Source organism: Halobacterium sp. KA-6 (assembly GCF_021029015.1).
In the GTDB taxonomy this organism is placed as follows: domain Archaea; phylum Halobacteriota; class Halobacteria; order Halobacteriales; family Halobacteriaceae; genus Halobacterium.
The window spans coordinates 35,725-57,752 of sequence record NZ_JAJJZH010000002.1 but is presented as its reverse complement, the minus strand read 5'-3'; the positions used below and the strand labels follow the sequence as shown (position 1 = coordinate 57,752).

37 protein-coding genes and 1 tRNA gene are annotated in these 22,028 nt (G+C 66.4%); 33 read left to right on the top strand and 5 right to left on the bottom strand.

Going from position 1 to position 22,028, the window contains the following annotated elements; genetic code table 11:
* Window positions 1-33 precede the first annotated feature (33 nt).
* Entirely contained in the window at window positions 34-1,086 is a 1,053-nt protein-coding gene (locus tag LPA46_RS05235; RefSeq protein WP_230891719.1) for a sensor histidine kinase, read from the top strand.
* On the opposite strand, the gene nucS is transcribed toward LPA46_RS05235, so the two are convergent.
* Window positions 1,083-1,835, bottom strand: coding sequence for an endonuclease NucS (gene nucS, locus LPA46_RS05230; protein WP_230891718.1), 753 nt, complete (start codon window positions 1,833-1,835; stop codon window positions 1,083-1,085). The two genes, LPA46_RS05235 and nucS, sit on opposite strands and share 4 nt — an antisense overlap.
* A 112-nt stretch (window positions 1,836-1,947) precedes the next feature.
* On the opposite strand from nucS, the gene LPA46_RS05225 reads away from it, so the two are divergent.
* Window positions 1,948-3,555 carry a Na+/H+ antiporter NhaC family protein gene (locus LPA46_RS05225; RefSeq protein ID WP_230891717.1) on the top strand — a complete coding sequence of 536 codons (1,608 nt, stop codon included), beginning with the start codon at window positions 1,948-1,950 and terminating at the stop codon, window positions 3,553-3,555.
* On the opposite strand, the gene rnhB is transcribed toward LPA46_RS05225, so the two are convergent.
* Window positions 3,552-4,190 (bottom strand): ribonuclease HII, encoded by a 639-nt coding sequence (rnhB, locus tag LPA46_RS05220; protein WP_230891716.1) that lies wholly within the window; start codon window positions 4,188-4,190, stop codon window positions 3,552-3,554. The genes LPA46_RS05225 and rnhB overlap by 4 nt on opposite strands.
* Complete coding sequence (locus tag LPA46_RS05215) at window positions 4,187-5,470, bottom strand: tRNA pseudouridine(54/55) synthase Pus10 (RefSeq protein ID WP_230891715.1); 1,284 nt, start codon at window positions 5,468-5,470, stop codon at window positions 4,187-4,189. Before LPA46_RS05215 ends, rnhB begins: the two co-directional genes overlap by 4 nt.
* Window positions 5,471-5,752: 282 nt before the next feature.
* Between LPA46_RS05215 and trmY the strand changes: the two genes are divergently transcribed.
* Both trmY and LPA46_RS05205 read left to right on the top strand, forming a co-directional pair.
* Entirely contained in the window at window positions 5,753-6,343 is a 591-nt protein-coding gene (trmY, locus tag LPA46_RS05210; protein WP_230891714.1) for a tRNA (pseudouridine(54)-N(1))-methyltransferase TrmY, read from the top strand.
* A complete protein-coding gene (locus LPA46_RS05205) occupies window positions 6,343-6,786 on the top strand; it encodes a TIGR00725 family protein (protein ID WP_230891713.1) in 444 nt (147 codons plus the stop codon). Before trmY ends, LPA46_RS05205 begins: the two co-directional genes overlap by 1 nt.
* A gap of 57 nt (window positions 6,787-6,843) precedes the next feature.
* Here LPA46_RS05205 and katG read toward each other — a convergent pair whose 3' ends face one another.
* The gene (gene katG, locus LPA46_RS05200; protein WP_230891712.1) at window positions 6,844-9,063 is read right to left on the bottom strand and encodes a catalase/peroxidase HPI; all 2,220 of its coding nucleotides are present in this window, start codon (window positions 9,061-9,063) and stop codon (window positions 6,844-6,846) included.
* 172 nt (window positions 9,064-9,235) lie between these two features.
* Here katG and LPA46_RS05195 point away from each other — a divergent pair.
* The 5 genes from LPA46_RS05195 to LPA46_RS05180 all read left to right on the top strand — a co-directional run bounded on the left by LPA46_RS05195 (window position 9,236) and on the right by LPA46_RS05180 (window position 10,995).
* Window positions 9,236-9,308, top strand: a tRNA-Pro gene (locus tag LPA46_RS05195).
* Window positions 9,309-9,494: 186 nt separating this feature from the next.
* On the top strand, window positions 9,495-9,617 hold the full coding sequence (locus LPA46_RS18795) for a hypothetical protein (protein WP_269073607.1): 123 nt from the start codon (window positions 9,495-9,497) through the stop codon (window positions 9,615-9,617).
* Complete coding sequence (locus LPA46_RS05190; protein ID WP_230891711.1) at window positions 9,614-10,201, top strand: SWIM zinc finger family protein; 588 nt, start codon at window positions 9,614-9,616, stop codon at window positions 10,199-10,201. Before LPA46_RS18795 ends, LPA46_RS05190 begins: the two co-directional genes overlap by 4 nt.
* Window positions 10,202-10,415: 214 nt before the next feature.
* Window positions 10,416-10,838 (top strand): hypothetical protein, encoded by a 423-nt coding sequence (locus LPA46_RS05185; RefSeq protein ID WP_230891710.1) that lies wholly within the window; start codon window positions 10,416-10,418, stop codon window positions 10,836-10,838.
* A complete protein-coding gene (locus LPA46_RS05180; RefSeq protein WP_230891709.1) occupies window positions 10,831-10,995 on the top strand; it encodes a hypothetical protein in 165 nt (54 codons plus the stop codon). Before LPA46_RS05185 ends, LPA46_RS05180 begins: the two co-directional genes overlap by 8 nt.
* 29 nt (window positions 10,996-11,024) lie before the next feature.
* Here the strand turns inward: LPA46_RS05180 and LPA46_RS05175 are convergent, their stop codons facing one another.
* On the bottom strand, window positions 11,025-11,273 hold the full coding sequence (locus LPA46_RS05175) for a hypothetical protein (protein WP_230891708.1): 249 nt from the start codon (window positions 11,271-11,273) through the stop codon (window positions 11,025-11,027).
* A 122-nt stretch (window positions 11,274-11,395) separates the two neighbouring features.
* On the opposite strand from LPA46_RS05175, the gene LPA46_RS05170 reads away from it, so the two are divergent.
* From LPA46_RS05170 to LPA46_RS05060, 24 genes are all read left to right on the top strand, one after another.
* Complete coding sequence (locus LPA46_RS05170; RefSeq protein WP_230891707.1) at window positions 11,396-11,857, top strand: hypothetical protein; 462 nt, start codon at window positions 11,396-11,398, stop codon at window positions 11,855-11,857.
* Window positions 11,850-12,254 (top strand): hypothetical protein, encoded by a 405-nt coding sequence (locus tag LPA46_RS05165; protein WP_230891706.1) that lies wholly within the window; start codon window positions 11,850-11,852, stop codon window positions 12,252-12,254. Before LPA46_RS05170 ends, LPA46_RS05165 begins: the two co-directional genes overlap by 8 nt.
* Window positions 12,251-12,478 carry a hypothetical protein gene (locus LPA46_RS05160; protein WP_230891705.1) on the top strand — a complete coding sequence of 76 codons (228 nt, stop codon included), beginning with the start codon at window positions 12,251-12,253 and terminating at the stop codon, window positions 12,476-12,478. Before LPA46_RS05165 ends, LPA46_RS05160 begins: the two co-directional genes overlap by 4 nt.
* On the top strand, window positions 12,475-13,137 hold the full coding sequence (locus tag LPA46_RS05155) for a hypothetical protein (protein ID WP_230891704.1): 663 nt from the start codon (window positions 12,475-12,477) through the stop codon (window positions 13,135-13,137). The genes LPA46_RS05160 and LPA46_RS05155 overlap by 4 nt, the downstream gene beginning before the upstream one ends.
* Entirely contained in the window at window positions 13,134-13,688 is a 555-nt protein-coding gene (locus tag LPA46_RS05150; RefSeq protein WP_230891703.1) for a hypothetical protein, read from the top strand. Before LPA46_RS05155 ends, LPA46_RS05150 begins: the two co-directional genes overlap by 4 nt.
* The gene (locus tag LPA46_RS05145) at window positions 13,681-14,259 is read left to right on the top strand and encodes a hypothetical protein (protein ID WP_230891702.1); all 579 of its coding nucleotides are present in this window, start codon (window positions 13,681-13,683) and stop codon (window positions 14,257-14,259) included. Before LPA46_RS05150 ends, LPA46_RS05145 begins: the two co-directional genes overlap by 8 nt.
* Entirely contained in the window at window positions 14,256-14,543 is a 288-nt protein-coding gene (locus LPA46_RS05140) for a hypothetical protein (protein WP_230891701.1), read from the top strand. The genes LPA46_RS05145 and LPA46_RS05140 overlap by 4 nt, the downstream gene beginning before the upstream one ends.
* Window positions 14,533-14,787 carry a hypothetical protein gene (locus tag LPA46_RS05135; protein WP_230891700.1) on the top strand — a complete coding sequence of 85 codons (255 nt, stop codon included), beginning with the start codon at window positions 14,533-14,535 and terminating at the stop codon, window positions 14,785-14,787. Before LPA46_RS05140 ends, LPA46_RS05135 begins: the two co-directional genes overlap by 11 nt.
* Window positions 14,788-14,790: 3 nt before the next feature.
* Complete coding sequence (locus LPA46_RS05130) at window positions 14,791-15,585, top strand: ATP-binding protein (protein ID WP_230891699.1); 795 nt, start codon at window positions 14,791-14,793, stop codon at window positions 15,583-15,585.
* A gap of 1 nt (window position 15,586) precedes the next feature.
* Window positions 15,587-15,742 (top strand): hypothetical protein, encoded by a 156-nt coding sequence (locus LPA46_RS05125; RefSeq protein ID WP_230891698.1) that lies wholly within the window; start codon window positions 15,587-15,589, stop codon window positions 15,740-15,742.
* Between the two features lie 97 nt (window positions 15,743-15,839).
* Window positions 15,840-16,136 (top strand): hypothetical protein, encoded by a 297-nt coding sequence (locus LPA46_RS05120; protein WP_230891697.1) that lies wholly within the window; start codon window positions 15,840-15,842, stop codon window positions 16,134-16,136.
* Window positions 16,136-16,663 carry a hypothetical protein gene (locus LPA46_RS05115; protein WP_230891696.1) on the top strand — a complete coding sequence of 176 codons (528 nt, stop codon included), beginning with the start codon at window positions 16,136-16,138 and terminating at the stop codon, window positions 16,661-16,663. The genes LPA46_RS05120 and LPA46_RS05115 overlap by 1 nt, the downstream gene beginning before the upstream one ends.
* Window positions 16,664-16,665: 2 nt before the next feature.
* Window positions 16,666-17,409, top strand: coding sequence for a hypothetical protein (locus LPA46_RS05110; RefSeq protein WP_230891695.1), 744 nt, complete (start codon window positions 16,666-16,668; stop codon window positions 17,407-17,409).
* A gap of 17 nt (window positions 17,410-17,426) precedes the next feature.
* Window positions 17,427-17,633, top strand: a complete 207-nt coding sequence (locus tag LPA46_RS05105) for a hypothetical protein (protein WP_230891694.1) — start codon at window positions 17,427-17,429, stop codon at window positions 17,631-17,633.
* On the top strand, window positions 17,626-17,760 hold the full coding sequence (locus LPA46_RS18790) for a hypothetical protein (RefSeq protein WP_269073606.1): 135 nt from the start codon (window positions 17,626-17,628) through the stop codon (window positions 17,758-17,760). Before LPA46_RS05105 ends, LPA46_RS18790 begins: the two co-directional genes overlap by 8 nt.
* Window positions 17,760-18,125 (top strand): hypothetical protein, encoded by a 366-nt coding sequence (locus tag LPA46_RS05100; RefSeq protein ID WP_230891693.1) that lies wholly within the window; start codon window positions 17,760-17,762, stop codon window positions 18,123-18,125. Before LPA46_RS18790 ends, LPA46_RS05100 begins: the two co-directional genes overlap by 1 nt.
* Window positions 18,125-18,469: a hypothetical protein gene (locus LPA46_RS05095; RefSeq protein WP_230891692.1), complete on the top strand. Its 345-nt coding sequence runs from the start codon at window positions 18,125-18,127 to the stop codon at window positions 18,467-18,469. The genes LPA46_RS05100 and LPA46_RS05095 overlap by 1 nt, the downstream gene beginning before the upstream one ends.
* A gap of 1 nt (window position 18,470) precedes the next feature.
* Window positions 18,471-19,091: an H-type lectin domain-containing protein gene (locus LPA46_RS05090; RefSeq protein WP_230891691.1), complete on the top strand. Its 621-nt coding sequence runs from the start codon at window positions 18,471-18,473 to the stop codon at window positions 19,089-19,091.
* Window positions 19,088-19,756, top strand: coding sequence for a hypothetical protein (locus LPA46_RS05085; RefSeq protein ID WP_230891690.1), 669 nt, complete (start codon window positions 19,088-19,090; stop codon window positions 19,754-19,756). The genes LPA46_RS05090 and LPA46_RS05085 overlap by 4 nt, the downstream gene beginning before the upstream one ends.
* Window positions 19,757-19,814: 58 nt before the next feature.
* Window positions 19,815-20,786 carry a hypothetical protein gene (locus tag LPA46_RS05080; protein ID WP_230891689.1) on the top strand — a complete coding sequence of 324 codons (972 nt, stop codon included), beginning with the start codon at window positions 19,815-19,817 and terminating at the stop codon, window positions 20,784-20,786.
* Window positions 20,786-20,965: a hypothetical protein gene (locus LPA46_RS05075; protein WP_230891688.1), complete on the top strand. Its 180-nt coding sequence runs from the start codon at window positions 20,786-20,788 to the stop codon at window positions 20,963-20,965. The genes LPA46_RS05080 and LPA46_RS05075 overlap by 1 nt, the downstream gene beginning before the upstream one ends.
* On the top strand, window positions 20,966-21,229 hold the full coding sequence (locus tag LPA46_RS05070) for a hypothetical protein (protein WP_230891687.1): 264 nt from the start codon (window positions 20,966-20,968) through the stop codon (window positions 21,227-21,229).
* Complete coding sequence (locus LPA46_RS05065; protein WP_230891686.1) at window positions 21,222-21,611, top strand: hypothetical protein; 390 nt, start codon at window positions 21,222-21,224, stop codon at window positions 21,609-21,611. The genes LPA46_RS05070 and LPA46_RS05065 overlap by 8 nt, the downstream gene beginning before the upstream one ends.
* The gene (locus LPA46_RS05060; protein WP_230891685.1) at window positions 21,608-22,012 is read left to right on the top strand and encodes a hypothetical protein; all 405 of its coding nucleotides are present in this window, start codon (window positions 21,608-21,610) and stop codon (window positions 22,010-22,012) included. Before LPA46_RS05065 ends, LPA46_RS05060 begins: the two co-directional genes overlap by 4 nt.
* Window positions 22,013-22,028: the final 16 nt, after the last annotated feature.

Here is a 22,028-nt window from a genome sequence, read left to right as displayed (position 1 = left end):
CACGCTTAACCTGCCTACGGACGCATACCGACTATGCACACAGATACGTGGCGCGCCGCCGCCAGCGCCACCATCAGCCTCACGGGGCTCGTCGTCGTCGCCGTGATGGCGCGACACGTCCTCGACACGCAGCCGCCGACTTCGGGCTGGCTGCTCGCCGGGTTCGGCGCGCTCGTCGGCCTCGCGCTCGTCGCCGCCGGCTACGTCGTCTATCGCGCGGGCTTCACGCTCCGGCAGACGCTCGGCATCGCCGGCTGGAACGCGCTCGGCGTCGTCGTCATCGGTGCCGCGCTCGCGTTGCTGTACGCCTACCAGTCCGCGGTCGCGTCGCTGCCCGCCGCGCCCATCTTCTCTGGCACGGTCGTCGTCGCCGTCAGCGCCGTCGCGCACGTCCTCATCGGCGTCAACGACGCGCGCCGCATCCGCGCCCGCGAACTCGCCCGCGAACGCGAGAAACTCGATGTGCTCTCGCGGCTCGTCCGCCACAACCTCCGCACGGAAGCCCAGCGGCTGTACAGTTACTCGACGCGCGTCCGAATGGCTGACGACGAGTCGAGCGACGACCTCGCCGACGACGTCCACGGCTCCGGCGAACGCCTTGCGGAACTCCACGAACACATCACGACCATCCGCGACCTCGTCGAGAACCCGCCCGAACCCCGTCCCTACGACTTGGGCAGCGCCGTCGCCGACGTCGTCACCGACCTCCGCGAGGACCACCCGGACGCGACCATCGAGGTGAACGCTGCCGACGCGACGGCCGTAGCCGGGGACTACCTCGCGGACGCGATTCGCGAACTCGTCGAGAACGCCATCCAGCACAACGACAGCGACGAGCCGTGGGTCGGCGTCGAAGTCACCGAGACGGACGGTCGCGTCGAAGTCGTCGTCCGCGACGACGGCCCCGAGATTCCCGATGTCGAGCGGGAGACCGTGACCGGCGAGCGCGAAATCACGCAGCTCAGCCACGGCAGCGGCGTCGGCCTCTGGCTCGTGCGCTGGATTCTCGACGCCTACGACGGCGACCTCTCGTTCGGCGACCGCGAGAACGGCAACGAGGTCGTGCTCTCGTTCCCCGCCGCCTAGAAGTCGGTGAGTTTGGCTTCGGTCGCGCCCTTCGCGTCCAGCCCGAACTCCGACAATTCCACGAACTCCATGTCGTTGTCGCGGAGCGCGCGCCGCACGCGCTCGGAGGCGGACGGCGCGACCAACATCCCGCGGACGTTCTCGTTCGATTCGGAGTACAGTTCGACGTAGCGCTTGAGCTGGTCGAAGTGGTTGAGCGTCGCCTGAATCCGCTTGACCTCGACGACTGCGGGCGTGCCCTCACTGTCGACGGCGTAGAAGTCCACGAACCCGTACTTCGTCTCGCGCTCGTGTTCGACGATGCGCAGACCGTCTTCGAGGCTCTCGGGGTTGTTCTGGATGTACTCGTGCATCTCCGCTTCCGTGCCGGACTCCTCGTAGGTCGCGCCGTCGTCGGCCTCGAAGCGCGTGACGCCATACGCTTCCAGGATGCGGGCTTCCACGCGCTCGCTGGGGTTGCTGCGGCGCGCGAGCAGGACGGCGTCGCCGTCGCTCTCCCGGACTTCGACGGTGCCGCCGCCCGGCATCCAGTTGACGGGCTTGTGGCCGGTCGGCTGGTGGACGAGGAAGGTTCCGTCGGGCTTCGCGACGAGCAGCCGGTCGCCCTCGCCGAGATAGCCACTGGTGCGGCCCTCGTACTCGACCTCGCAGCGGGCCTGTACGGTCAACACCGCGCCGTCCCGGACCGCCGCCTTCGCCGCGTCGACGACCTCCCCGGGGGTGGGCGCGTCCAATCGCTGTACGACCATCGTCTCCACTCGGTTGCCGCGCCGACCGATAAAACTGTGGATTGCTCTCGGTAGCCTGGCGGTGTCAGCGCTCCAGAGTGGGATTTAAGCCGATAGAGCGAAAGGACGAGATATGTCCGACTTCGGCGTCCTCTCTATCGTCCCCCCGTTGCTCGCCATCGCACTCGCCATCATTACGCGGAAGGCGGTGCTGTCTCTGTTCCTCGGGGTGTGGTCCGGCGCCGTCATCTTCACCGGCGGCGTCGGCCTCGCACAGACCTTCGACTGGATTGCGCGCTCCATCTCACAGGTGTCTGCGGACGGCGAGGGCTCCATCTTCCACGCCCAAATCATCATCTTCACGCTGCTGTTGGGGTCGGCGGTCGCGATGATTTGGCGCCTCGGCGGCTCCCACGCCGTCCGCGACTGGGCGCTCGAACACATCGACAGCAAGCGCACCGCGGGCGTCGTCGCGTGGCTCCTGGGTCTCTTGCTGTTCTTCGACGACTACGCGAACTCCGCGGTCGTCGGCTCCACGATGAAAGACGTCTCCGACTTCCTCGGCGTCTCCCGCGAGAAACTCTCCTACATCGTCGACTCCACGGCCGCGCCCGTCGCCACCCTCACCATCTCCTCGTGGGTGGCGTTCCAGCTCTCGATGATAGAGACGGGCTACCAGACGGCGGGCGTGGCGGTCGCCGACCGCCCCGACGCCTTCGCGGTGTTCCTGCAGTCGATTCCGTTCAACATGTACGCGATTCTCGCCATCGCGATGGTCGCCATCGTCGTGCTCTCCTGCCGGGACTACGGCGAGATGCTCGGCGCCGAACACCGCGCCTCCACGACGGGCAAAGTCACCCGCGACGACGCCCGCCCGATGCAGGACGTCGAAGCCACGCTCGGCGAACCCAAGACGGAGAACCCGAAACTGCTCTCGTTCTTCGCGCCCATCGCGGTGCTCATCGCTGTCACCGTCGGCTCCGCGCTGTACACGGGGTACGCGCCCGGCGCCAGTCTATACGACATGGTCGTGGACGCCGACTACGCGCTCGCGCTCATCTTCGGGTCGTTCGCGATGGTCGTCTCCACGTACGTGCTCGGGTTCGCGTACGGCGTGCTCTCGCTGGGGGAGAGTGTCGACACCACCATCGACGGGTTCGGCATCATGCTCACCGCGGTGACGATTCTCGTGCTCGCGTGGTCCATCGGGAACGTCGTCGAAGCGCTCGGCACCGGCACGTACGTCGCGAACGCGGTCGAACAGTTCCTCACGCCCGAACTGCTGCCCGTCATCGTGTTGTTCACCGCTGCGTTCGTCGCGTTCTCCACGGGGAGTTCGTGGGGGACGATGAGCATCGTCACGCCCATCGCGGTGCCGGTCGCGTGGAACCTCGCGGGCAGCCACACGATGGTCGCGGCCGCCGTCGGCGTCGTCTTCTCGGGCGCCATCTTCGGCGACCACGCCTCGCCCATCTCCGACACTACGGTGCTGTCGGCGACGTTCACGGGCGCGGACCTCATCGACCACGTGCGTACGCAACTGTACTACGCAGTTACTGTCGTGGCTGTCTCCGCGCTCCTGCTCGTCGTCTGGGGGTACACCAGAATCACGCCGTGGCTGCTGCTCCCCGTCGGCGTCGGCCTGCTGGTCGCGCTCGTCTACGGCCTCTCGGAACTCGACGCCAACCGCCGCGGCATTGACCCCAAGCAGAGCGACGTCCCGACGCCCGAGAGCGACTAGAACTCGTCGAGTCCGGACTGCTCGGCAGCAGCGAGCGCGTCCCGGCTGGTCTGCCAGGACTCCCGCGCACAATCCGGCAGCGCGTCGTGTTCGCGGACGTACTCCCGCAAAAAGTCCCGCGTCGTCGGGTCGCTCGGGTAGCCCGAGCCCACGTCGCCGTACTCCACACTCAGTTCTTCGACGTGGCTGTCGCGGGCGACTTTCGCGACGATGCTCGCTGCCGCCACGAGCGCGTACTCGTCGTCCGCGCCGTGCTCGGCAGTCACGTCCACGTCGGCCGTGACGCCCTCGGCAACCCGCCGGCCGAACCGCGCCTCGTCCACGTCCCCTGCGTCCACGTAGCCTGCGAGTCCATCCGCCGCAACCGCGTCGAACGCGCTTGCCTGCGCGTCTACGGTGAGCGTGTTCATGTCCGTCTCGGGGTCGTCGATGCGCTCGACGGGAACCTCGGCGACGCCGACCTCGCAGCGCTCGCGGATTCGCTCGTCTAGGTCCTCGCGTCGCGCGGGCGAGAGCCGCTTCGAGTCTGCGATCTCATCCGGGAGGTCCTTGGAGGAGCCGACGACTGCCGCCGCGAACATCGACCCCAGAACGGGACCTTTGCCGGCCTCGTCCACGCCGAACCGCTCGCTCATTCCACGAAGAACTCCTCGTCCTCGAACTCGTCGCGCTCGCCCTCGACGGTGACCACGTCCAGCGCCGTCACCGTCGCCTCCACGCCGAGCACGCCCGCGAGACTCGGCTCCGTGCGGCCCTCGTCGCTGGAGACGAGTTCCTTGATGTAGAGGCCACCCTCGCCCTCCACTTCGACGACGGCGTGCGTGTCGTCCGTGAGTTCGCCCTCGATATCGTACACTTCGCGCTCGCGGACCTTCTCCGCACGCCGGTGTTTCACGCGCTGGGGCGTCTCCTGCTGGATGGTCGCGCCGTCCAGTTCGAGGAGTGCGGCGTCGAACTCCTCTTCCGTGACCGGTTCGCCGAACTCCACCTGCGCACGGTAACGCTTACGGGCGTCCAGTTCCTTCACGCGAGCCACCATCTCGTAGGACGCCAGCCGAATCCCCTCGACTTCGACCTTCTCGTCGGCGTACTCGTTGATGGCGTCCTCCAGTTCTTCGGGGTCCGGGTGGCGCTCCTGTGGTTCGTCCACCTCGACGACGAACGGCCGCCCCGTCCCCAGCATCAGCGCGTCGATGTCCTCGCGGCCCGCGCCGTGGAACGACGCCGACTCGCCGTCCATCGCGTCGATGACAGGCGGCGCGGTCAACTGCTCGACGCTCTCCGGGTAGAGGAAGCCCGTCCCCTCGCAGTGCGGACACGGCGAGTCCACGAGCGTCCCCGTCCCGTTACAGTCGCTGCACGGCCACTTCGTCTGCGGAATCCCGCGCTCGAGTTTGCGGTACCGGCCGTAGACGAACGCCGAATTCACCGTCACGTCCACCGTCTCGTGCTCGACGTCCAGTATCGCGAGCACGTCCGGGCGCTCGAAGTCCACGTCCGCGCCCGTCTCCTGGCCGACGCGCTTGCCGACCTCGCGGTTGCACTCGGACTTGAACAGTTCGCCAGCGTCCTCCTCTAAGTCCGCGATGTCCCGCAGCATCGTCTCGTTCTCCTCCACGAGCGGCGGCGCTCGCGTCCCCACCTGGTACGTGTCGAAGTTCTGCTCGGAGAGCGCGTTCACGACGAGGTCTGCGAATTCGTCGAAGCGCCCCGACGTGCCCTCACACACCCAGCACTCGGAGGGCTCGACGTCCTCGTACGGCTTGTCGTCCTCCAGCGCGATGGTCGTCCGGAGCGCCCGCCCGCGCTCGGCGTTCGTTAACCCGAAACTCCGCTCCGCGAAACACCGACCCACGCACGCGTCGCAAATCGGGTCCTCCGCCAGCACCCGTCGCGCGTCCTCCAAGACTGTCATGGGTGTTGTGTCGGGGGCCGCTGGTACGTACTCTTCGGTCCTCGAGTGTCGACTTCTCGCAGCCGCTAGTGTCCACTCTGTTCCCCCAGAAAGCCCTCGCGCCGCTCGACTCGGGGGACTCGCTGTGCGCGCTCGCTGTGCGTGCTCGCTGGGCTCGCGTGCTTGCTTCGTCCGCCGTCGTCGACCGCCGCTCGCCCTTTCGATCCGCCAGGAGACGACTGTTCAATCGGCTGTTCCGTGGTCGGTCGATAGGGGTAAATCGCGGGGCTGCGATGGGTCGGTATGCGCCAGTTCGTCGTTCTCGGCCACCACGCGCCGACCGACCCCGACTTCTCGTTGGACGACCTCGCGGGCGGCGCGGGGCGTCTGGACGTGCTCTGCCGGTGCGTCAACGCCGCGCTGTTCCTCTCGCACGACCTCCGTCGAGACGTTCAGGTGCACCTCGTGCTCGCTGACGAGGTGACCGTCCGCATCGACGGCAGTGAGTTGCGGTACATGAATCCCGACGAGCGCAACATCGCCGGCCTGCTCAAGCAAGCGCTGGAGGCGAAAGACCGCGCCATCGGCCACCGCGAGGCCGAGTCGACACCCGGCATCCACGTCTCCAAGCGCGGGTTCCGGACGGTGCTGGACGACCTCGACGGAACCGTCGTGGAACTCCACGAGGACGGCGACGCGCTCGCGGCCGTCGAACCCCCGGAGGACCCGATTTTCGTGCTCTCGGACCACGAGGACTTCACCGAGGAGGAAGCCGTCTTCCTCGCGGACCGTAGCGACCAGCGCGTGCGCGTCGGCCCCGAAATCCTGCACGCCGACCACACGATTACGGTCGCACACAACTACCTCGACACCGACGGCTTCACCGAGTACTGATGCGCGTCAGTGTCATCGGCGCGAGTGCGCCACCGGACGAAGCCGTCGAGAACGCCCACGAAGTCGGCCGCCTCCTCGCGGAGCGCGGACACACCGTCGTCTGCGGCGGGCTCGGTGGTGTGATGCGAGCAGCCTGCCGCGGCGCGAGCGAAGCCGACGGTCACACAATCGGCATCCTCCCGGGCGAGGACCGAGCGGCCGCCAACGAGTACGTGGAGACCGCTATCGCGACCAGCATGGGGCACGCGCGGAACGCGCTCGTCGTCGTGAACGGCGACGCCGTGATCGCGGTGGACGGCGCGGGCGGCACGCTCTCGGAAGTCGGCTTCAGTTCAATCTACGACCGGCCGATTGCGGGGCTCGGCGCGCCCGACGCACCGCACGTCGAGGACGTCGAGACGCCAGCGGACGCCGTGGACTACGTGGAAGCCCGCGTCGACTGACGGCCGCACGGCTGGCGGACTGAGCGCGAAAGAAAGAATCGAAGCGCGATAGCGCGCTTATTCGAGGTCGAAGCGGTCGAGCTTCATGACCTTGCTCCAGGCGTCGACGAAGTCCTCGACGAACTTCTCGTCGGCGTCGTCGGCGCCGTAGACGTCGGCGATGGCGCGGAGGCGGGCGTTCGACCCGAAGATGAGGTCGAAGCGAGTGGCCTCCCACTCGACGTCGCCGCTCTCGCGGTCGCGGACCTCGAAGACCTCTTCGTCCTCGTCGACAGCCTCCCACTCGTAGCTCATGTCGAGCAGGTTCGCGAAGAAGTCGTTCGTGAGCGTGCCCGGTTCGTCCGTGAAGACGCCGCGGTCGGCGTCGCCGTACGTCGCGCCGAGCGCGCGCATGCCGCCGACCAGCACCGTCATCTCGGAGGCCGACAGGTCCAGCAGGTCGGCCTTGTCGATCATCCGGTCCTCGGGGCGGTCGTCGTACCCGCCGCCGAGGTAGTTCCGGAAGGCGTCGGCCTTCGGTTCGAGCACTTCGAAGGACTCGATGTCGGTCTGCTCCTGCGTGGCGTCGGTGCGGCCCGGCTCGAACGGCACTTCCACGTCGTAGCCGGCGTCGGCGGCCGCCTGCTCGACGGCCGCGTTCCCGCCGAGCACGATGAGGTCGGCGAGCGAGACGCGCGCGTCGTCCGAGCGCGACCTGTTGAAGTCCTCCTGGACGTCTTCGAGGGTCTCCAGGACGGTCTCCAGTTCGTCGGGCTCGTTGACCTCCCAGCTGCGCTGGGGTTCCAGGCGGACGCGTGCACCGTTGGCACCGCCGCGCTTGTCGCTGTCGCGGTACGTCGACGCAGACGCCCACGCGGTCTTCACGAGCTGCTGGCGCGAGAGGTCCGAGTCGAGGAGGGCCTCCTTGAGCTCGGCGACCTCCTCGTCGCCGACGAAGTCGTAGTCGGCGTCCGGGAGCGGGTCCTGCCAGACGAACGTCTCCTCGGGGACTTCGGGGCCGACGAGGCGCTCCGGCGGGCCCATGTCGCGGTGGATGAGCTTGTACCACGCCTTCGCGAACGCCGCTTGGAACTCGTCGGGGTTCTCCTGGAAGCGCTCCAGAATCTCCCGGTAGTCGTCGTCGTGCTTGAGGGCGACGTCCGTCGTCAGCATCATCGGCTCCTCGGTGTCCTCGGGGTCGTGCGGGGCCGGCGCGTCCTCGACGTCTTCGCCGACCGGCCGCCACTGCCACGCACCGCCAGGACCTTTGACCGAGGTCCAGTCGTGGTTCAGGAGGTTGTCGATGTAGCCCATGTCCCACTGGGTCGGCGCGGAGTTCCAGGGACCCTCGATGCCGCTGGTAATCGTGTCCGGGCCCTTGCCCTCGCCGAGGTCGTTGTCCCAGCCGAGCCCCTGCAGGTCGATCGGCGCGTCCTCGGGTTCGGCGTCGACGTGCTCTTCGGGGTTGTCGGCGCCGTGGACTTTCCCGAACGTGTGGCCGCCGGCGATGAGCGCGACCGTCTCCTCGTCGTCCATCGCCATCCGGCTGAACTCCTCGCGGATGTTCGCCGCGGAGCCTTCGACGTCCGGTTCGCCGTACGGCCCCTCGGGGTTCACGTAGATGAGCCCCATCACGGTGTTCGCGAGCGGGTCTTTGAGGTTGCCTACCTCACCGTCCTCGAAGCGCTCGGGGGACGTGGTCTCCCACTCGGTCTCGGGCCCCCAGTCGACGGCGTGGTTGGGCTTGAATTCGTCGTCGCGGCCGCCCGCGAAGCCGAACGTCTCGAAGCCCATCGTCTCCAGGGCGACGTTCCCGGCGAGGATGATGAGGTCGCCCCACGAGAGTTTGCGGCCGTGCTTCTCCTTGACCGGCTGGAGCAGACGGCGGGCCTTGTCGAGGTTGACGTTGTCCGGGAAGCTGCTTTCCGGCGGGAGTCGCTGGAGGCCGCCGGACGCGCCGGCGCGCCCGTCGATGGTCCGGTACGTCCCGGCGCTGTGCCAGGCCATCCGGATGAACAGCGGGCCGTAGGTGCCGTAGTCGGCCGGCCACCAGTCCTTCGAGTCCATCATGACCTTCCGGATGTCGTTTTTCAGTTCCTCGTAGTCGACGTCCTCGAACGCGTCCGCGTAGTCGAAGTCCTCCTCGAGCGGACCGACGTTGCGGAGGTTGTCGTCGAGCACGTCGACGTCGAGCAGGTTCGGCCACCAGTCGTCGACGCCTTTCGGTTCCCAGTGGTCCCCGCTTCCCCCGTCGGGTCGCAGGTCGTCCGCATCGCGCTCGGGTTTGTCGTTGCTCATGAAGTACTACCTACGCACGACCAGACGTGCCTCCCGGTTAACGATGACGTTGGCAATTACCAACTGTGCAGTGAGTTAGCACGCCGAATTCGCCGACGAGAGTGTCATTCCCACCCGATCGATTCCTGCGATTCGGAAGCGTTAAACCGACGACGAGACAACGTAGAGACGCGGGCCGGTGGGGTAGCTTGGTATCCTTCGGCCTTCGGGTGGCCGTAACCACGATTCAAATTCGTGCCGGCCCACTTCACATATACCCCTTTTCCCGCATTTCTCGACACTTAGCGACCGCTTTACGGGGTGGTCTGCGTGAGCGCCCCAGCCCGTTCTCACGACGACCGCGACGACAGTGACATCTGTCGCTACTGCGGCGGCTGGATAGACTACGACGGCCAACTCTGCCCCGCCCTCGACCGAGGTGAGTGCCGCCCATGAACCGCTTCTGTGGAAACTGCGGCACCCGCCTCGAAGTCACCTCGACCCGCGGCGGCATCCCGCACCGCGTCTGTCCCGACTGCGGCGGCGGTCCCTCGGGGGTGTTCGCAGGCCCATGACCGACCCCATCGAGGCCGCGCTCTCCGAGAAGCAACTCGAAGCATGGCGTCACTGCCGCGCACCCGGCGAGATGCCCGTGACCGAGTTCGCCAGCGACACCGAGCGCTCGAAAGGCACCGTCGGCAACCACCTCAGCCGCGCCGAAGACAACCTCGCAGACGCCGCCGACGACTTCGCGGCCGCCGCCACGCCCGTCGAGTTCGAAACCGAGTGCGAACGCCGCTCGACGAGCTGGGAGCGCGCCGCGCCGATGGCCGACGCCACCGAGATACGCAAACTCAACAGCTACGCGTGGACCGTACGCCTTCCCAACGGCCAGCGCCACGTCACCGCGCTGCTCCGCCGCGAGGACTACTTCGCAGGCTGGTGCGACTGCAAGGGCTTCACGTACAACGGCGGCCCCTGCGCGCACCTCTGCACGCTCCGTCAAGCCGCCTTCGTCCACGTCGAGAGCGACGACGGCGACCGCGTCCGCATCCCCGAACAGCCACAGAAAACGCCCGCCACCGACGGCGGCCAGCCCATCGAGCCCGCCGCCGGCCACGACGGCCGCGAGTTCGGCCGCCCCGAATCCCAACTATGACCCCACAGAATGCCCACAGCGACGACGAACGGACAGCCGCCAGCCTCACGCACGCACACACGGGAGCGCGCGAAGCCGCTCTCAGAACCCTCCCCAGGGGGTCGTCACACGAACACACCGCGAATCGCCGAGTCGCTCAGAATCGGTCGACTCGCGTCGTCTCCGTCTGTGTGACAAACCCGAGTCCTGTAACACACAACGGAGGTGTCGGGGCGTGAGCGGCAACACCCTCGCAGGCGGCGACAAGACGACGACCATCACCGTCCGCGTCGACGAGAATCTGAAGGAGCGGTACCGCACTGAAGTCGATTCGATGAGCGGCGACATCGAGGAGTACATTCGAGAGAAGGTCAACAGCGAGCCCGACGGCTACGACACGCCGCTTATCCCGCCGACGGAGCCCCGACTCGCTCGCGGCTACAGGAAACTCTGTGCGGCCGCCACGAGCAACGGCAACGTCCGCGACGATACTGCTTGCCGCATCGTCTCTGGCGGTCCCGAGAACATCGCGAAGAGCGAGGCGAAGGACCTCGTTCTGAAGCAGCTCCATCGGCGCGGCTACATCCGGCCGACCGGCTCGCCGTACACCAGTGAGAGTTACTGGAAGCTCAACCACTGGGAGGCCCGCGATGAGTGACGCCGACGAGAGCGCGGAGTACGGCCGTAGAAGTCGTCGCGCCATCGCTCGCGAACACGTGCTCGGCGCGACCGTCTGGGCCTTCGGCGGCGGAGGCGCTCGCGTTCGGCCGTGGACCCGTCGCGACCAACTCCCGAAGCTGAAGCGAGCCGTCTGAAGAACAGTAGACCGCTCTTTCTCGCCTTCTCAGGCCGTTACCGTCGGTTCCGCCTGTTGGCAGAACGCGGGTTTCTCCATGTACGCCGGGAAGTCGTGAACGTCGGTGCGCACGACCTGCCACGCGCCCCGGTCGAAGCGCTCGACGCGCATCATCGTATCCTCGATTTCGAGGGGTTCGCCGCCTTTCCCGCCCGTTACAACTCCTTCGTCGCGTAGTTCATCGAGCGGTATCGAAACGCCTGCCGACGTACCGCCGATGGACACCAACTGATTCATCGCCATGACTACAGCAATACCCTCGCACAGTAGCCCGTTAAGACTTACTGAGACTTTAGTCCGACTCAAGTAATCCACGCCGCTTTGCGCCTCTCGCGCCTGTTCCTGCGGCGAGGTGAACCGTGTCTATCGAAGTTGAGTTCGGGAGTATGGAGACCGCCGACGCGTACCGGCGCGACCACGACGAATGGGTGTGTCCAATCGACGACGACGAGCGCCGGAAAACCGTCGCGTTCGTCTCAGATACGCCCGACTGGCTGCTCGACCGCGCGCAAGTTGAAGCCGCCAGCAGCCGCGACGAACGCACCGCCGACGGCGGCCAGGTCGAGCTGACCGACAGCGAGAAAGACCGCCTCGGGCCGTTCACCGGCTCGAACAACTACCGGAAGGCCGCCGCCGTGAAGGGCGTGATGCTCGACGCGGGCGTAGACGACTGGACCAGCTACTACGACGCGACGCTGACCGTCGACGAACACCGCGACCTCGCCGACCGTGCTGCCCGCGATGGTGGGGGGGGGACGTCGTCTCGACGCCGAGGACAGTACCGACGAACGCCTCAGCCGTGCCGAATCTGCCATGGGTGAGGAGTGCGACCACGCCCGCGACCACTGCGAACACGGCGACCCCGACGCCTGCGAATTCCTGAGCGACGCCTGTGGCTACGATGACGAGGAAGTCGCCGCGATTCTCGACGAAAACGACCCCGACAGCGAGCAGGACATCGAGGGCGAGGCAGCAGGCGCGCTCGGCCGAGCGTGGCAGGGCTACAAGGCCGCCATCGCCCGGCTCGCCCAAGAGATCGACGACGCCCTGGAGGCGAAGCGGAACGCCGAGCAGGCGGCCGCGGCCATCAACGCGATTCGCGCCGACCACGGCCAGGAACCCATCGAACTGGAACGACTCGAAGAGCTAAGCGACCGGCTCGCGGTCGAGGGCGAGCACGCCCACGACGCCGAGGGCCACACCGAAACCCAATCATGAAACTCACCATCACCGACCCCAGCGACCTGAATCCCGGCACTACGGGCTACTACTCGCTCGAAATCGAACGGAACGGAACAATCGAAGCAACCGTAGAAGTGTCGCCAGAGTACCTCGCTGATTCGCTCCCGGACGTCGAGGACCCCGAAGACCTCGCGGAGTTCTTCGAGGAAGCCGCGGCAGGTGCTCGCGCGATGACTGACGCCGTCGACGACCTCGAATGACACTGAAGCCGCACTGGTGCCCGGTCGACGAGTGCGAGTTCGGCGTCGACGCGGAGCGCTCGCTCGGCTCGGTGCGCTCGCACATCAACGCCGAGACCAGCGAGGGCCACGACTGGAACGCCCTCAAAGAAGAGGTGCACAACCAAGAGCAGCGAGAAGGCGCCGAAGAGCAGGGCGAAGCAGGCGAACCCTCGCCTTCAGAGCAGGGCGAAACGCCCCCAGAAAGCGCTGCTACCGACGGCTCCGGCGACGAAGAGGCAGAACCGGACGGAGAGCAGTCTGAAGGCGGCGAATCCTCGCCTTCAGAGCAGGACGAAAACGGCTCTGACATGGCTACACAGGAAGAGTACGAGCAACAGCACTCGGAGAGCAGCGACGAAGGGGGCAACGAAGGCGAGTCGTCGGGCGATTCGCCTAGCGACGACGAGCAATCGCCTACAGGCGACGAGAGCAGCGGCGAAAGCGGGGGTGTGCCCGCGCCGAGCACCCAGACAGTGCTGCTCGTCGTCGGCGCCGTCGCGGTCGCCGCGGCCATCTACTGGTTCGTGCTCCGCGACGACGACAGCTCGCCATCCGGCAGTACGGCCAGCGTCGACGCTGACAGCGACGACGAGAGCAACGAGACCGAGCAGAACGAGACGGAGGAACTCTGGGAATGAGCGACGCCGAGCAAGCCCAGAAGGCAGAAGGCGCCGAAGAGCAGGCCGAAGCAAGCGAAACCAGCGAGAACGACAGCGGCGAGCAACCCGACATCGACCCCGACGAGCAAGCCGACATGGGCGGGCTCGCCGACCTCGCCGAACAGGTCGAGGAAGAGGCCGGCGCCGACGTCGACGACGACCAGGAGGACAGCAACACCGACGACGCGGCCACCGAGGACGAGGCCGGCACGCCAGCCGCGCCCGGCGGCTCCACGACCAACTGGGGCGACCTCTACGTCGGCACCGTCACCACCGGCCTGAACGCCGTCATCGACGAGTACGGCCACGACGACGCCGACCACATCAGCGAAGACCTCGCCCGCGACCTCCACCTCGACGAGTACGTAGACGACTGGATGGCCGAGCAAGGCAAAGCCGAGATGGACCCCGCCCAGGGGATGCTCATCGCCACCGCCGCGCTCGCCATGACCGTGCTCGTCAGCCGCACCGACCTCCCGAGTAAGGCCCTCAGCAAAGCGAAATCCAGCGACTCCGACGACGATGTTTGACCAACTCCAAGAGACCGTGACGCAGCAGACCGGCGCACAGATGTTCGACCGCTTCCGCCCCCAGATGCAGGCGCTCTCCAAGGTGGTCGCTCGGCGCGAGCGCGCCCAGCTACAGCTCGCGCAGCGCCTCGCCGACGCCTCCGACGCCGACGTGAGCGTCGACGAACTCCCGGACGTCGAAGAGCGCGCCACCCAGCTCGAAACGATGGCCGAGCGCGCCAGCCAAGCCGACCTCGTCGGCTGGTACTTCGAAGAGTTCGCGCCCGACCACCTCAACAACCCCGAGAAAGCAGTCGCGTACGCTGGCCTCAACGACGACGAATGGGGGAACCAGAAAGAGGCGTGGGCGAAGAACTACCGCAGTACGTCGCCCGAGGCGAAGTCGTTCAGCGACGACGACCTCGCCGCCGTCCACGTCGAAAACACGTTCGGCGTTCCTCTCGAAGAGTTCGAGGCCAACGTCGTCGACTTCCGCCCATCGGAGGCGATTCAGGACGTACTGACGACGAACCTGCGGACGGTCGAAGCCGTGATGGCCGCCGTCGCGGAAGACATGGAGGGCGAGGTATGACGTACACCGACTTCGACAGCGACGGCCTCGCCGACGAACTCGCCTTCGCTCTCGGGTTGTTCCTCACCCTGATGGCGCTCTGGGAGGCCATCCAAGCGGTCGCGCCCAGCAGCGAACCCGCGCCCCAGACCGAGCAGTCGGTGACACTCGGCGAGGACGCCCTTCGCCGCCTCGAAGACGGCGAACCCGTCACTATCCCGCGGTGGCACGGCGGCGACCTCGAGCTCACCGGCGCCCAGGTTATCGACGTCGAGCCCGTCGAGGAGGATGGGAATGGCGACTGACAACCGCCATCCGGGCTCACTGAAGCCCGAACCACGCGTTTACGGCGTGGAACTCCACGCCTGCGACCGTCCCGGGGAGTGGGTCGGCATCACGGACAGCTCCATCTCTGCTGCCACGATTCACGGCCTCTGGATAGAGGGCTACGACATCTCGGTCGTACCCCTTCACGGCGGCAAGATGCAGGTTCAAGTCACTGAAGGGCTCTCTGAGCCCATCAGGAACGCCTACGAAGAGGAGGACTAAGCCGTGAACGGGCTGCTCGCAGCGAAAGCCGGCTTTGGAAAATCGTGGTATACGCAGGCATGGACAGAGGAGAACGCAGAGGAGTACGACCGGCTCGCTGTCCTTGACTTCAAAGACGAGTACCGCGGGTTGGTGAAGGCCGGGTACGCGAAGCACTTCATCGTCGGTCCCCGCGAAGCGGAGGCGTTCGGCGTCGCGGAGTGGAAGCAGTTCCTGAAGCAGAACCCGCGCGTCGTGCTCTGCCGGCACGTCGACGCCGAGACGTGGCGCGAAGAGGTGGCCGACCCGGTGATGAAGGCGAACCGGCAACTCGCCGGCACGTCGCTGACGGTCATCGATGAGGCGCACTTCGTCGCTCCGCAGCGTGGCAACGTCCCGGACGGCGTGAAGGGGCTCGCGACGACCGGACGCGGCGAGGGCGCGAGCAGTCTCTGGGTCACGCAGCGGCTGACCGAGCTCGACGAGACTGTGCTCGCGCAGATGATGTTCACCATCCTCGGCGGGTTTACGTCGAGCGGCGACCTCTCGAAGATTCGTAGCATCATCGAGTATCCCGTCGAAGTCCACAACCCCAGCGTCGACCGCGTCACGGCGGCGCTTCCCGACGAGTTGCTCGTCGACGGCGAAGCGCTGCCGCTACGGAAGTTCACGGACGAGAACGGCGACACGGTCGGCAGTGAATGGGTGTACGGCGACGAGAGCGGCCACATAGAGCGAAAGGACACGCGCAACGTCTCGATGGACAGCACCCACTACGGCGCACAGGGCGAGACACTGAAAGCACCAGGGAGCACCTAAGATGACGAGACCAAGCGCGAGCGCGACGCTGTACGGCGATAAAGCCGAACTACTCCGCGAGATTCAACGGGAAATGGCGGACGAGAAGGGGTTCGAACCCGGGAACGCAGAGGTGATTGCCGAGTTGATGGCGTACTACAACAAGCACGAACGATAGCCAGCGGGTCCCAGCGGGACCCAGCGGGACCCAGCGCCTTCACCTGCTTTCTAAGCCGGGCTGGTACAAACGGGCCGGGGCTCGGCTTAGTCGCATCATGGCAGCTACCGAAGACGCGATGGACGCGCTCGACGAACTCGCCGACCCCGAATTCTGGTCCCAGGCCGGGGCCGTATTCGCCGGGTTCGTCGGCCCAACCGTCGCCCGCAACCTCATCGAACCGAACACCAACTACGACATCCCCGACGAAGCGTATGGCGCGCTCGTCGTCGCTGGCGCACAGTACTCCCCTGCCTACTCGCGCGAACTCATGCTCGGCGGCGGTCTCTACTCCGTCGACAAGTTCGCCGAACGCATGAACCTCAAGCAGCACATCACGGAGGTCGGTAACTGATGGCCGCCGCCAACATCTTCCTCGACGAAGGCGCAACCGGCTCCAACGTCGAGGCCCAGGACGGCGTCGCCAACCACGAGACCGCCGTCGTCACCTACGACCCCGACCCCGGCACCGCCGTGCGCCTCCTCAACGCCGTCGCCGCTGGCCAGAGTTCCGGGCTTCCGCTGTACCTGAAGCCGCGCGACCAGAACGGCGACCCGCTCCCGGTCGGCACCACGACCGTCTACCTCGCGGTCAAGCGTGCCGGCCAGAGTTCCTTCCACCGCATCAGCGAGGAGATCACCAACATCGGTCACTACGTCCGCAACGACATCACCACTCAGCAGGACGCCGACAACATCGACCAGTCGAAGGTCGACCTCCAGTACCCCGAAGCCTCCGGCAAGGAGGGCGTGCCGTCGAGCGTGCTGATTCGGCACATCGACGAGTTCGCCATCATGGTCGAGTCCACGGTCGCATGGAGCAAGAGCCAGTCGGTCGCCCAGCTCGACACCGACGCCGTCGAAGGGCCGTTCTCCAACTGACCATGCCCGGAATGTCAGAGAACGTCCAGCAGGCGCTTGCAAAGACCGGCTACGACCGGCGGAACATCTCGCCGCAGGCCTTCGACTGGTCCGCGAACGCGATGGGGCAGCGCAGCCGCGTTGCCCGCCTCCGCGCAGACACGCCCCACAAGCTGCTCGGCAAGGGCGCCGACCGCCCGCTCGAACTCGCGCTCCCCGCCTACGAAGGCCTCGGCCCGACCGACGGCAACGCTGGCGACACCGAGCAGTTCACCGTCAGCCACGGGATTCGGGACTGCCCGAACACCCAGAACGTCGTCGTCTGGCTTGACGGCGACTACTACGGCACCCCCGACAACGTCGACCTCGGCACCGGTACCATCGACGTGACCGACCCCGGCACCGGCTCGACCGTCCACGCCTTCTACATCCCGGACAAGGCGGGGACGCTCGAAGTGGAGAAGGCCATCGAGGGCAGTACGAGCACCTCGAAGAACCTCAAGACCGTCTCGGTGAAGAACATCCACCGGAAGAACCTCAGCGAGCAGCCCGAGTACTTCGAGTTCACCGACCCGGGCGACGAGCTAGAGCCGTGGGTCGCCTCCGACATGACCCTCGACGTGTACGTGGACGTGCCGTACGTCGCGCGCTTCGAGGACCCAGACGGCGACGGCGCTGTGGCAACGAACGCGCTACTGAACTTCTCGGCGTTCCAGGGCCGCGGCGTCGTCCCCGGCCTGAAGAGCGACGTGAAGGACTCCATGTAGCCCTGGAGGGCTGACAGATGAACTCCAATCTTTGGGACACCACAGACACCGACAGCGACAGCACCGACACGGCCGCGTCGACCACAAACGCCGCGAGCGAGCAGTCCCCGCTCGCGGCCGCCATCGACGCGTCGACTTGGAGCCGCGAAGACATCGAACTCGCCCTCCAGCTCGTACAGGTCGCGCTGCTCGCCGTCTGGCTCTACTCAACCTACAATGACTGACAACACCACCAACGACGAAACGACGACGTGGACCGAACAGCGCGAACAAGCAGAAATCCGGGGTGAGAAACGCCCCATCCCAGACGGCACGCTCAACGAGGCGCACAAGCGCCGGGAGGGTCAGTAATGCCGGACCTCTTCCCCGAGCCAAAGGAGAGCGACCGGCCGTTCTGCGAGCCCACGAGCGTGCTGCTCGGCGCCAACACAGAGGCTACGCTACGCTTCGTCCCGGTCCAGAACAACGCCGAATTCCGCATCGGCACGGTCGCGATGAGCAAGCGCCCCGACAGCGAGTACGTCGTCCGCATGGACGACGAGATCGTGTACGGGCCAGCGCCGATTCCGCCCACCGACATCGACGACCTACAAGTGACGTTCATCCCGGCTCGCGCCTTCAGCCAGAGCCTCGAACTGACTGTACGGAACCTGCAGGATACGACCGGCCAGCGGCGGTACAGCATCCAACCGCTGGGCTACGAGGTGATGAACTGATGGCGGGCGAAACCTACGGCGACTACACCCTCACAAAGCGCGCCGCCGAAGAGAGTGGGCTCACCGACGGTGAGCAAGACATCAGCGACGGCGTCGAGGGCGACCTCGCCGACGCAACCGCGTTCACCCTATACCTCGGCGTCTCGACACAGACTGCTATCGACGTTTCGGTGTACCTCTCCCCGGACGGCGGGGAACACTGGTACGAACCCGACGAATCCCCCGTGAGCGTCCCGTCTGACGACGCTTCGGCCATCGAACACATCCCGTACAACGCCTCAAACATCCGCCTGGTTGGCGAGAACGCAACGCCAGTCCGGACCCAAATCCGGGAGGTTGTCTAAGATGGGCGTTTGGGCGCATGGCTCGCAGTTCGCGGGCTACGACTACGTGCAGACGGGTGAGCCGGTCAACCCCGAAGAGGGCGAGATGTGGTACGACATGGACAACGACCGCTCGCTCGCCTACACGGGGACCGAGTGGCAGCAGCTAAACATCATCGACCACGGCCAACTCGCGGGTATCACGCGCGACGCGCACCACAACCCCGTCTCCGTCGAGGGACCGCTCCGCGTATCCAGCGGGCAGGTCCTGGACCTCGCGACCGCGAATGGCCTCACGCTGGATGCCGACGGTCGGTTACGCGTGCAAGATGGCGGAGTCACAGAGTCGATGCTCGCATTCGGTGCCGTCTCGCAGGCTGACCTCCCGCATATCGAGTCTCACTTAGTGACTCTCAAAGGGAGCACCGGCAACTCCTCAGTTACTGTCAACTTTGACAAGGAGTTTAGCAACCCGCCGGTAGTCACCGCTAATGCGACCGACGACGAACAAAACGTCATCTCACTACATCCGGAAAATAAGACGACAACATCGGTGGACATCTCTATGAGGGTTAATGACGGCTCGTTTGCCGCTCTCCCGGACAGTGACTCCGAAATCAACGTCATCGTGATGGAACCATGAGTGAGTATAAAGGCGACACGCTGGACGCGGATTACGTCGGTCCCACGCTCGACGGCGGCGTCATGTACGGGGACCGCGACCTCGACGACGGCGACGGCGTCACCACCGAGGAAATCGATACGTACGCCCGGATTGTTGGGGCGCAGGACGGCGACCATGAAACGCAGTACGGCATCCGGGGGCTCGTCGACCAGCTAGAGGACGAGAGTATCATCCCGAGCGGCTCCCGCGTCAACCCCCAGCAGGGCGTGCTCCGTCTTGGTGGGGCGATTAACGGCACGTTCTACAAACTGCCAGAGGCTGGACCGCGCGGGAGTGGTCCGTGGGCCCGCGACTACGCAGATGAGGCGCTGGCGGTCATCAAGTCCCACGTTGCAGTAGACGCTCCGAGCGGCAGCCCGTCCGAGGGGCAGTCGTGGGGCGAGTGGGTGGACGTCGCAGAAGCCGACGAGGTGACCGTCCCGAATGACGAGATGGCAGATGACGCAGCCGAGCAGGTCGAGCAGATCTCGACCGGGACGGATCAGGACGAGTCAACGAATTCTGATGTCTCGACGCCCTCGAACTCGGATTCGTCGAGTGTAGCCGACTCGGCGATTCCGGTGGTCGGGCTGGCGGCGGCGCTTCTGGTCGCGGTCGTGCTCTACCAGATGAGCGACAGCTAACGAACGATGATGACCACGAACCCGGCCCCTGAGGGCCGTACGAACGGAGGTATCGACGGTGGATAGAAAGAAGAAAATGCAGATGGCCTGGGCGGCGCTACTGGCGCTTCTGGGCCTGCTGGCGTTCGGTAGCGGGCTGCCGTCCGGTGGCTCCAGTCCGGCCACGAGCCCGAGTTCGGACCCGCAGAGCGACCCGAACACGTACACGAACCCGGACATCTACGTCCAACCCGACGACGAGGAAACCAGCAACTCGGACTCGTCGTCAGAACCCGACCCGTGGGTTCCGCCAGACGAAGACGAGACCGGCGAGGGCGACAACTCGCCGTCGCCGACCGGGCCCGGCACTGGGACCGGAACCGGGGATGAGAACCCGACCGGTAACGACGACCTGCCCGGCGCGCCGACCGACGACTACCCAACTGAGGATAACGACGGTACCGAGGACCCTGCGCCGGTCGATCCGATTCCCGACTACGTCTGGGACCCGACCGCGCCCATCGACGACCTGCCCGGCGACGGCTCCAGCAGCGACGACGGCGGCTCGTCCGACGATGGGCCGAACACCGACTGGGGACTCATCGGCGACCCCGACAACCTCCCCGACAGCTCTGGTAGCGGCAGCCTCCCGGACGCGTTCGCGGACCTCGCCGGCGACCTCGCGAACCAGATTGCGACGACCGCGAGCGTGCTGGCGCTCCCGACCGCCGAACTCTACCAGAAGGCCCGCGACCCCGTGACGGACATGGGCCACGACACCGTCGAGTACGCACAAGAGAATCCGGGGAAGGCAGTCATTATCGGCGGTGTGACGGCGCTGACGGGCGGCGCCATCCTGTACACGGCGACCGGCTGGACGGTCGTCGGGAGCGGCGTCTCGTCGTCGCTCGCGTTCGTGGGCGTCCCACGGATGCAGCCCCAGCAGGCGCGCGAGCGCTTCGAGGAGTGGAGCGGTATCAACGACGACAGCTCGCCGAGCGACCCGGGCGAGACTGACAACGGCACGCCGCTCATGGGGGATGGTCTCTAATGGACACTGACCCGATTTCGGCGGTCGAAGCCGTCGTGTTCCTCGCACTGATGCTCGTCATCCTGAAAATCGCTGTCGACGCGCTGGAAGCCGCACCGCTCGGCTTCTCGACACAGGCAGACGACTACCTCGAAGACGCAGCAGACGGCGCTAGCGGCGTCTGGGAGGACTACACCTAGATGACCCCAGCCGACATCATCATGGCCGCCTCCACGGTCGTCACGGCACTGTGCGCTGTCGGCGCGCTTCGATACGTCCGACAGGCCGCCCGCGACGCCCGCTGGAGCCGCCGCGCCCTCGAAGGCGAACAGCACAGCGACGGCCTCATCGAGACCGTCGCAGAAAACGCACGCCGATCAACCCGCAACAAACGCGTACTCCGCCGCGAAGGCCTCCGCACCGACGGCGGAGACGTCTTCGAATTCGGTGATTCAAATGAGTGACCAACCCGGCAACGCAGAAACGACCTCGACAAAAACGCGGTGGCGATGGACGAACGACCTGCTCGCAGGCCTCGTCGTGCTCGCACAGGTCGGCGTACTCGCCGCCGCGATGCTCGCAGACATCGAGGTGCCGGGGCGTCTCTGGGACGTGTTCAGCGTCACCATCCTGCTCGCGACGACGTGGGCGTTCGGCCGCGAAACCCTGACCGCCGTCCGCGAGTTCATCTGGGGCAAGCAGGAACGCCGACGGGAGCCGGCGCGGTCGCGGCGACCCGCGCGCCAGCAGCCCGCGCCTCAACCCCAGCAACAGCAGCCCGCCGAGGAATCGACGAGCGAGGACAGCCAGCCACGTGACGACAACGGGAGGTTCGATGAGAAATGACGTTCCCAGCTGAAGCCATCCCAGACGGCGCCGTGCTCGCAGTCCACCACCTAATTACCGGCCTACTCGCGGTACTGCTGGCCGTGTGGGTGGTCGCGGACAACTACGCGAACCGCGAACCGCTGCTCGCGATGGTCGGCGCCGTGTTCGCGCTCGTCGGCTTCCTCCTCGTCTGGAAGTACTACCCGATGACCGGCGCCGCGATGACGCTGGCGGGCGTCGTGCTCGCCCTGCTGGGCGTCGCGTGGCCCGGCGGGATGTGGGCTGTCTACCCGTGGTACTGGCGCGGCGTCGCACTTGTGGGCGGCCTCGTCGCCCTTGACGACGCCGTGAGCCACGCCTTCGGCATCTGGACGCCCCTCGACGCCGGCTGGGGACAAGTCTGGCACCTCATTCCCTGACTGACCCAACATTTCA

Bases quoted from the DNA above. Each gene is read 5' to 3' on its own strand.
- LPA46_RS05165 (WP_230891706.1), top strand. From the start codon at position 11,850: ATGGGTGAGGAGTGCGACCACGCCCGCGACCACTGCGAACACGGCGAC.
- LPA46_RS05120 (WP_230891697.1), top strand. From the start codon at position 15,840: ATGGCAGCTACCGAAGACGCGATGGACGCGCTCGACGAACTCGCCGAC.
- LPA46_RS05155 (WP_230891704.1), top strand. From the start codon at position 12,475: ATGACACTGAAGCCGCACTGGTGCCCGGTCGACGAGTGCGAGTTCGGC.
- LPA46_RS05215 (WP_230891715.1), bottom strand. From the start codon at position 5,470: ATGACAGTCTTGGAGGACGCGCGACGGGTGCTGGCGGAGGACCCGATT.
- LPA46_RS05235 (WP_230891719.1), top strand. From the start codon at position 34: ATGCACACAGATACGTGGCGCGCCGCCGCCAGCGCCACCATCAGCCTC.
- LPA46_RS18795 (WP_269073607.1), top strand. From the start codon at position 9,495: ATGAACCGCTTCTGTGGAAACTGCGGCACCCGCCTCGAAGTCACCTCG.
- LPA46_RS05135 (WP_230891700.1), top strand. From the start codon at position 14,533: ATGGCGACTGACAACCGCCATCCGGGCTCACTGAAGCCCGAACCACGC.
- LPA46_RS05105 (WP_230891694.1), top strand. From the start codon at position 17,427: ATGAACTCCAATCTTTGGGACACCACAGACACCGACAGCGACAGCACC.
- LPA46_RS05060 (WP_230891685.1), top strand. From the start codon at position 21,608: ATGACGTTCCCAGCTGAAGCCATCCCAGACGGCGCCGTGCTCGCAGTC.
- LPA46_RS05115 (WP_230891696.1), top strand. From the start codon at position 16,136: ATGGCCGCCGCCAACATCTTCCTCGACGAAGGCGCAACCGGCTCCAAC.
- LPA46_RS05180 (WP_230891709.1), top strand. From the start codon at position 10,831: ATGAGTGACGCCGACGAGAGCGCGGAGTACGGCCGTAGAAGTCGTCGC.
- LPA46_RS05095 (WP_230891692.1), top strand. From the start codon at position 18,125: ATGGCGGGCGAAACCTACGGCGACTACACCCTCACAAAGCGCGCCGCC.
- LPA46_RS05205 (WP_230891713.1), top strand. From the start codon at position 6,343: ATGCGCGTCAGTGTCATCGGCGCGAGTGCGCCACCGGACGAAGCCGTC.
- trmY (WP_230891714.1), top strand. From the start codon at position 5,753: ATGCGCCAGTTCGTCGTTCTCGGCCACCACGCGCCGACCGACCCCGAC.
- katG (WP_230891712.1), bottom strand. From the start codon at position 9,063: ATGAGCAACGACAAACCCGAGCGCGATGCGGACGACCTGCGACCCGAC.
- LPA46_RS05140 (WP_230891701.1), top strand. From the start codon at position 14,256: ATGACGTACACCGACTTCGACAGCGACGGCCTCGCCGACGAACTCGCC.
- LPA46_RS05150 (WP_230891703.1), top strand. From the start codon at position 13,134: ATGAGCGACGCCGAGCAAGCCCAGAAGGCAGAAGGCGCCGAAGAGCAG.
- LPA46_RS05125 (WP_230891698.1), top strand. From the start codon at position 15,587: ATGACGAGACCAAGCGCGAGCGCGACGCTGTACGGCGATAAAGCCGAA.
- LPA46_RS05070 (WP_230891687.1), top strand. From the start codon at position 20,966: ATGACCCCAGCCGACATCATCATGGCCGCCTCCACGGTCGTCACGGCA.
- LPA46_RS05110 (WP_230891695.1), top strand. From the start codon at position 16,666: ATGCCCGGAATGTCAGAGAACGTCCAGCAGGCGCTTGCAAAGACCGGC.
- LPA46_RS05085 (WP_230891690.1), top strand. From the start codon at position 19,088: ATGAGTGAGTATAAAGGCGACACGCTGGACGCGGATTACGTCGGTCCC.
- LPA46_RS05225 (WP_230891717.1), top strand. From the start codon at position 1,948: ATGTCCGACTTCGGCGTCCTCTCTATCGTCCCCCCGTTGCTCGCCATC.
- LPA46_RS05160 (WP_230891705.1), top strand. From the start codon at position 12,251: ATGAAACTCACCATCACCGACCCCAGCGACCTGAATCCCGGCACTACG.
- LPA46_RS05190 (WP_230891711.1), top strand. From the start codon at position 9,614: ATGACCGACCCCATCGAGGCCGCGCTCTCCGAGAAGCAACTCGAAGCA.
- LPA46_RS05090 (WP_230891691.1), top strand. From the start codon at position 18,471: ATGGGCGTTTGGGCGCATGGCTCGCAGTTCGCGGGCTACGACTACGTG.
- nucS (WP_230891718.1), bottom strand. From the start codon at position 1,835: ATGGTCGTACAGCGATTGGACGCGCCCACCCCCGGGGAGGTCGTCGAC.
- LPA46_RS05075 (WP_230891688.1), top strand. From the start codon at position 20,786: ATGGACACTGACCCGATTTCGGCGGTCGAAGCCGTCGTGTTCCTCGCA.
- LPA46_RS05065 (WP_230891686.1), top strand. From the start codon at position 21,222: ATGAGTGACCAACCCGGCAACGCAGAAACGACCTCGACAAAAACGCGG.
- LPA46_RS05100 (WP_230891693.1), top strand. From the start codon at position 17,760: ATGCCGGACCTCTTCCCCGAGCCAAAGGAGAGCGACCGGCCGTTCTGC.
- LPA46_RS18790 (WP_269073606.1), top strand. From the start codon at position 17,626: ATGACTGACAACACCACCAACGACGAAACGACGACGTGGACCGAACAG.
- rnhB (WP_230891716.1), bottom strand. From the start codon at position 4,190: ATGAGCGAGCGGTTCGGCGTGGACGAGGCCGGCAAAGGTCCCGTTCTG.
- LPA46_RS05175 (WP_230891708.1), bottom strand. From the start codon at position 11,273: ATGAATCAGTTGGTGTCCATCGGCGGTACGTCGGCAGGCGTTTCGATA.
- LPA46_RS05145 (WP_230891702.1), top strand. From the start codon at position 13,681: ATGTTTGACCAACTCCAAGAGACCGTGACGCAGCAGACCGGCGCACAG.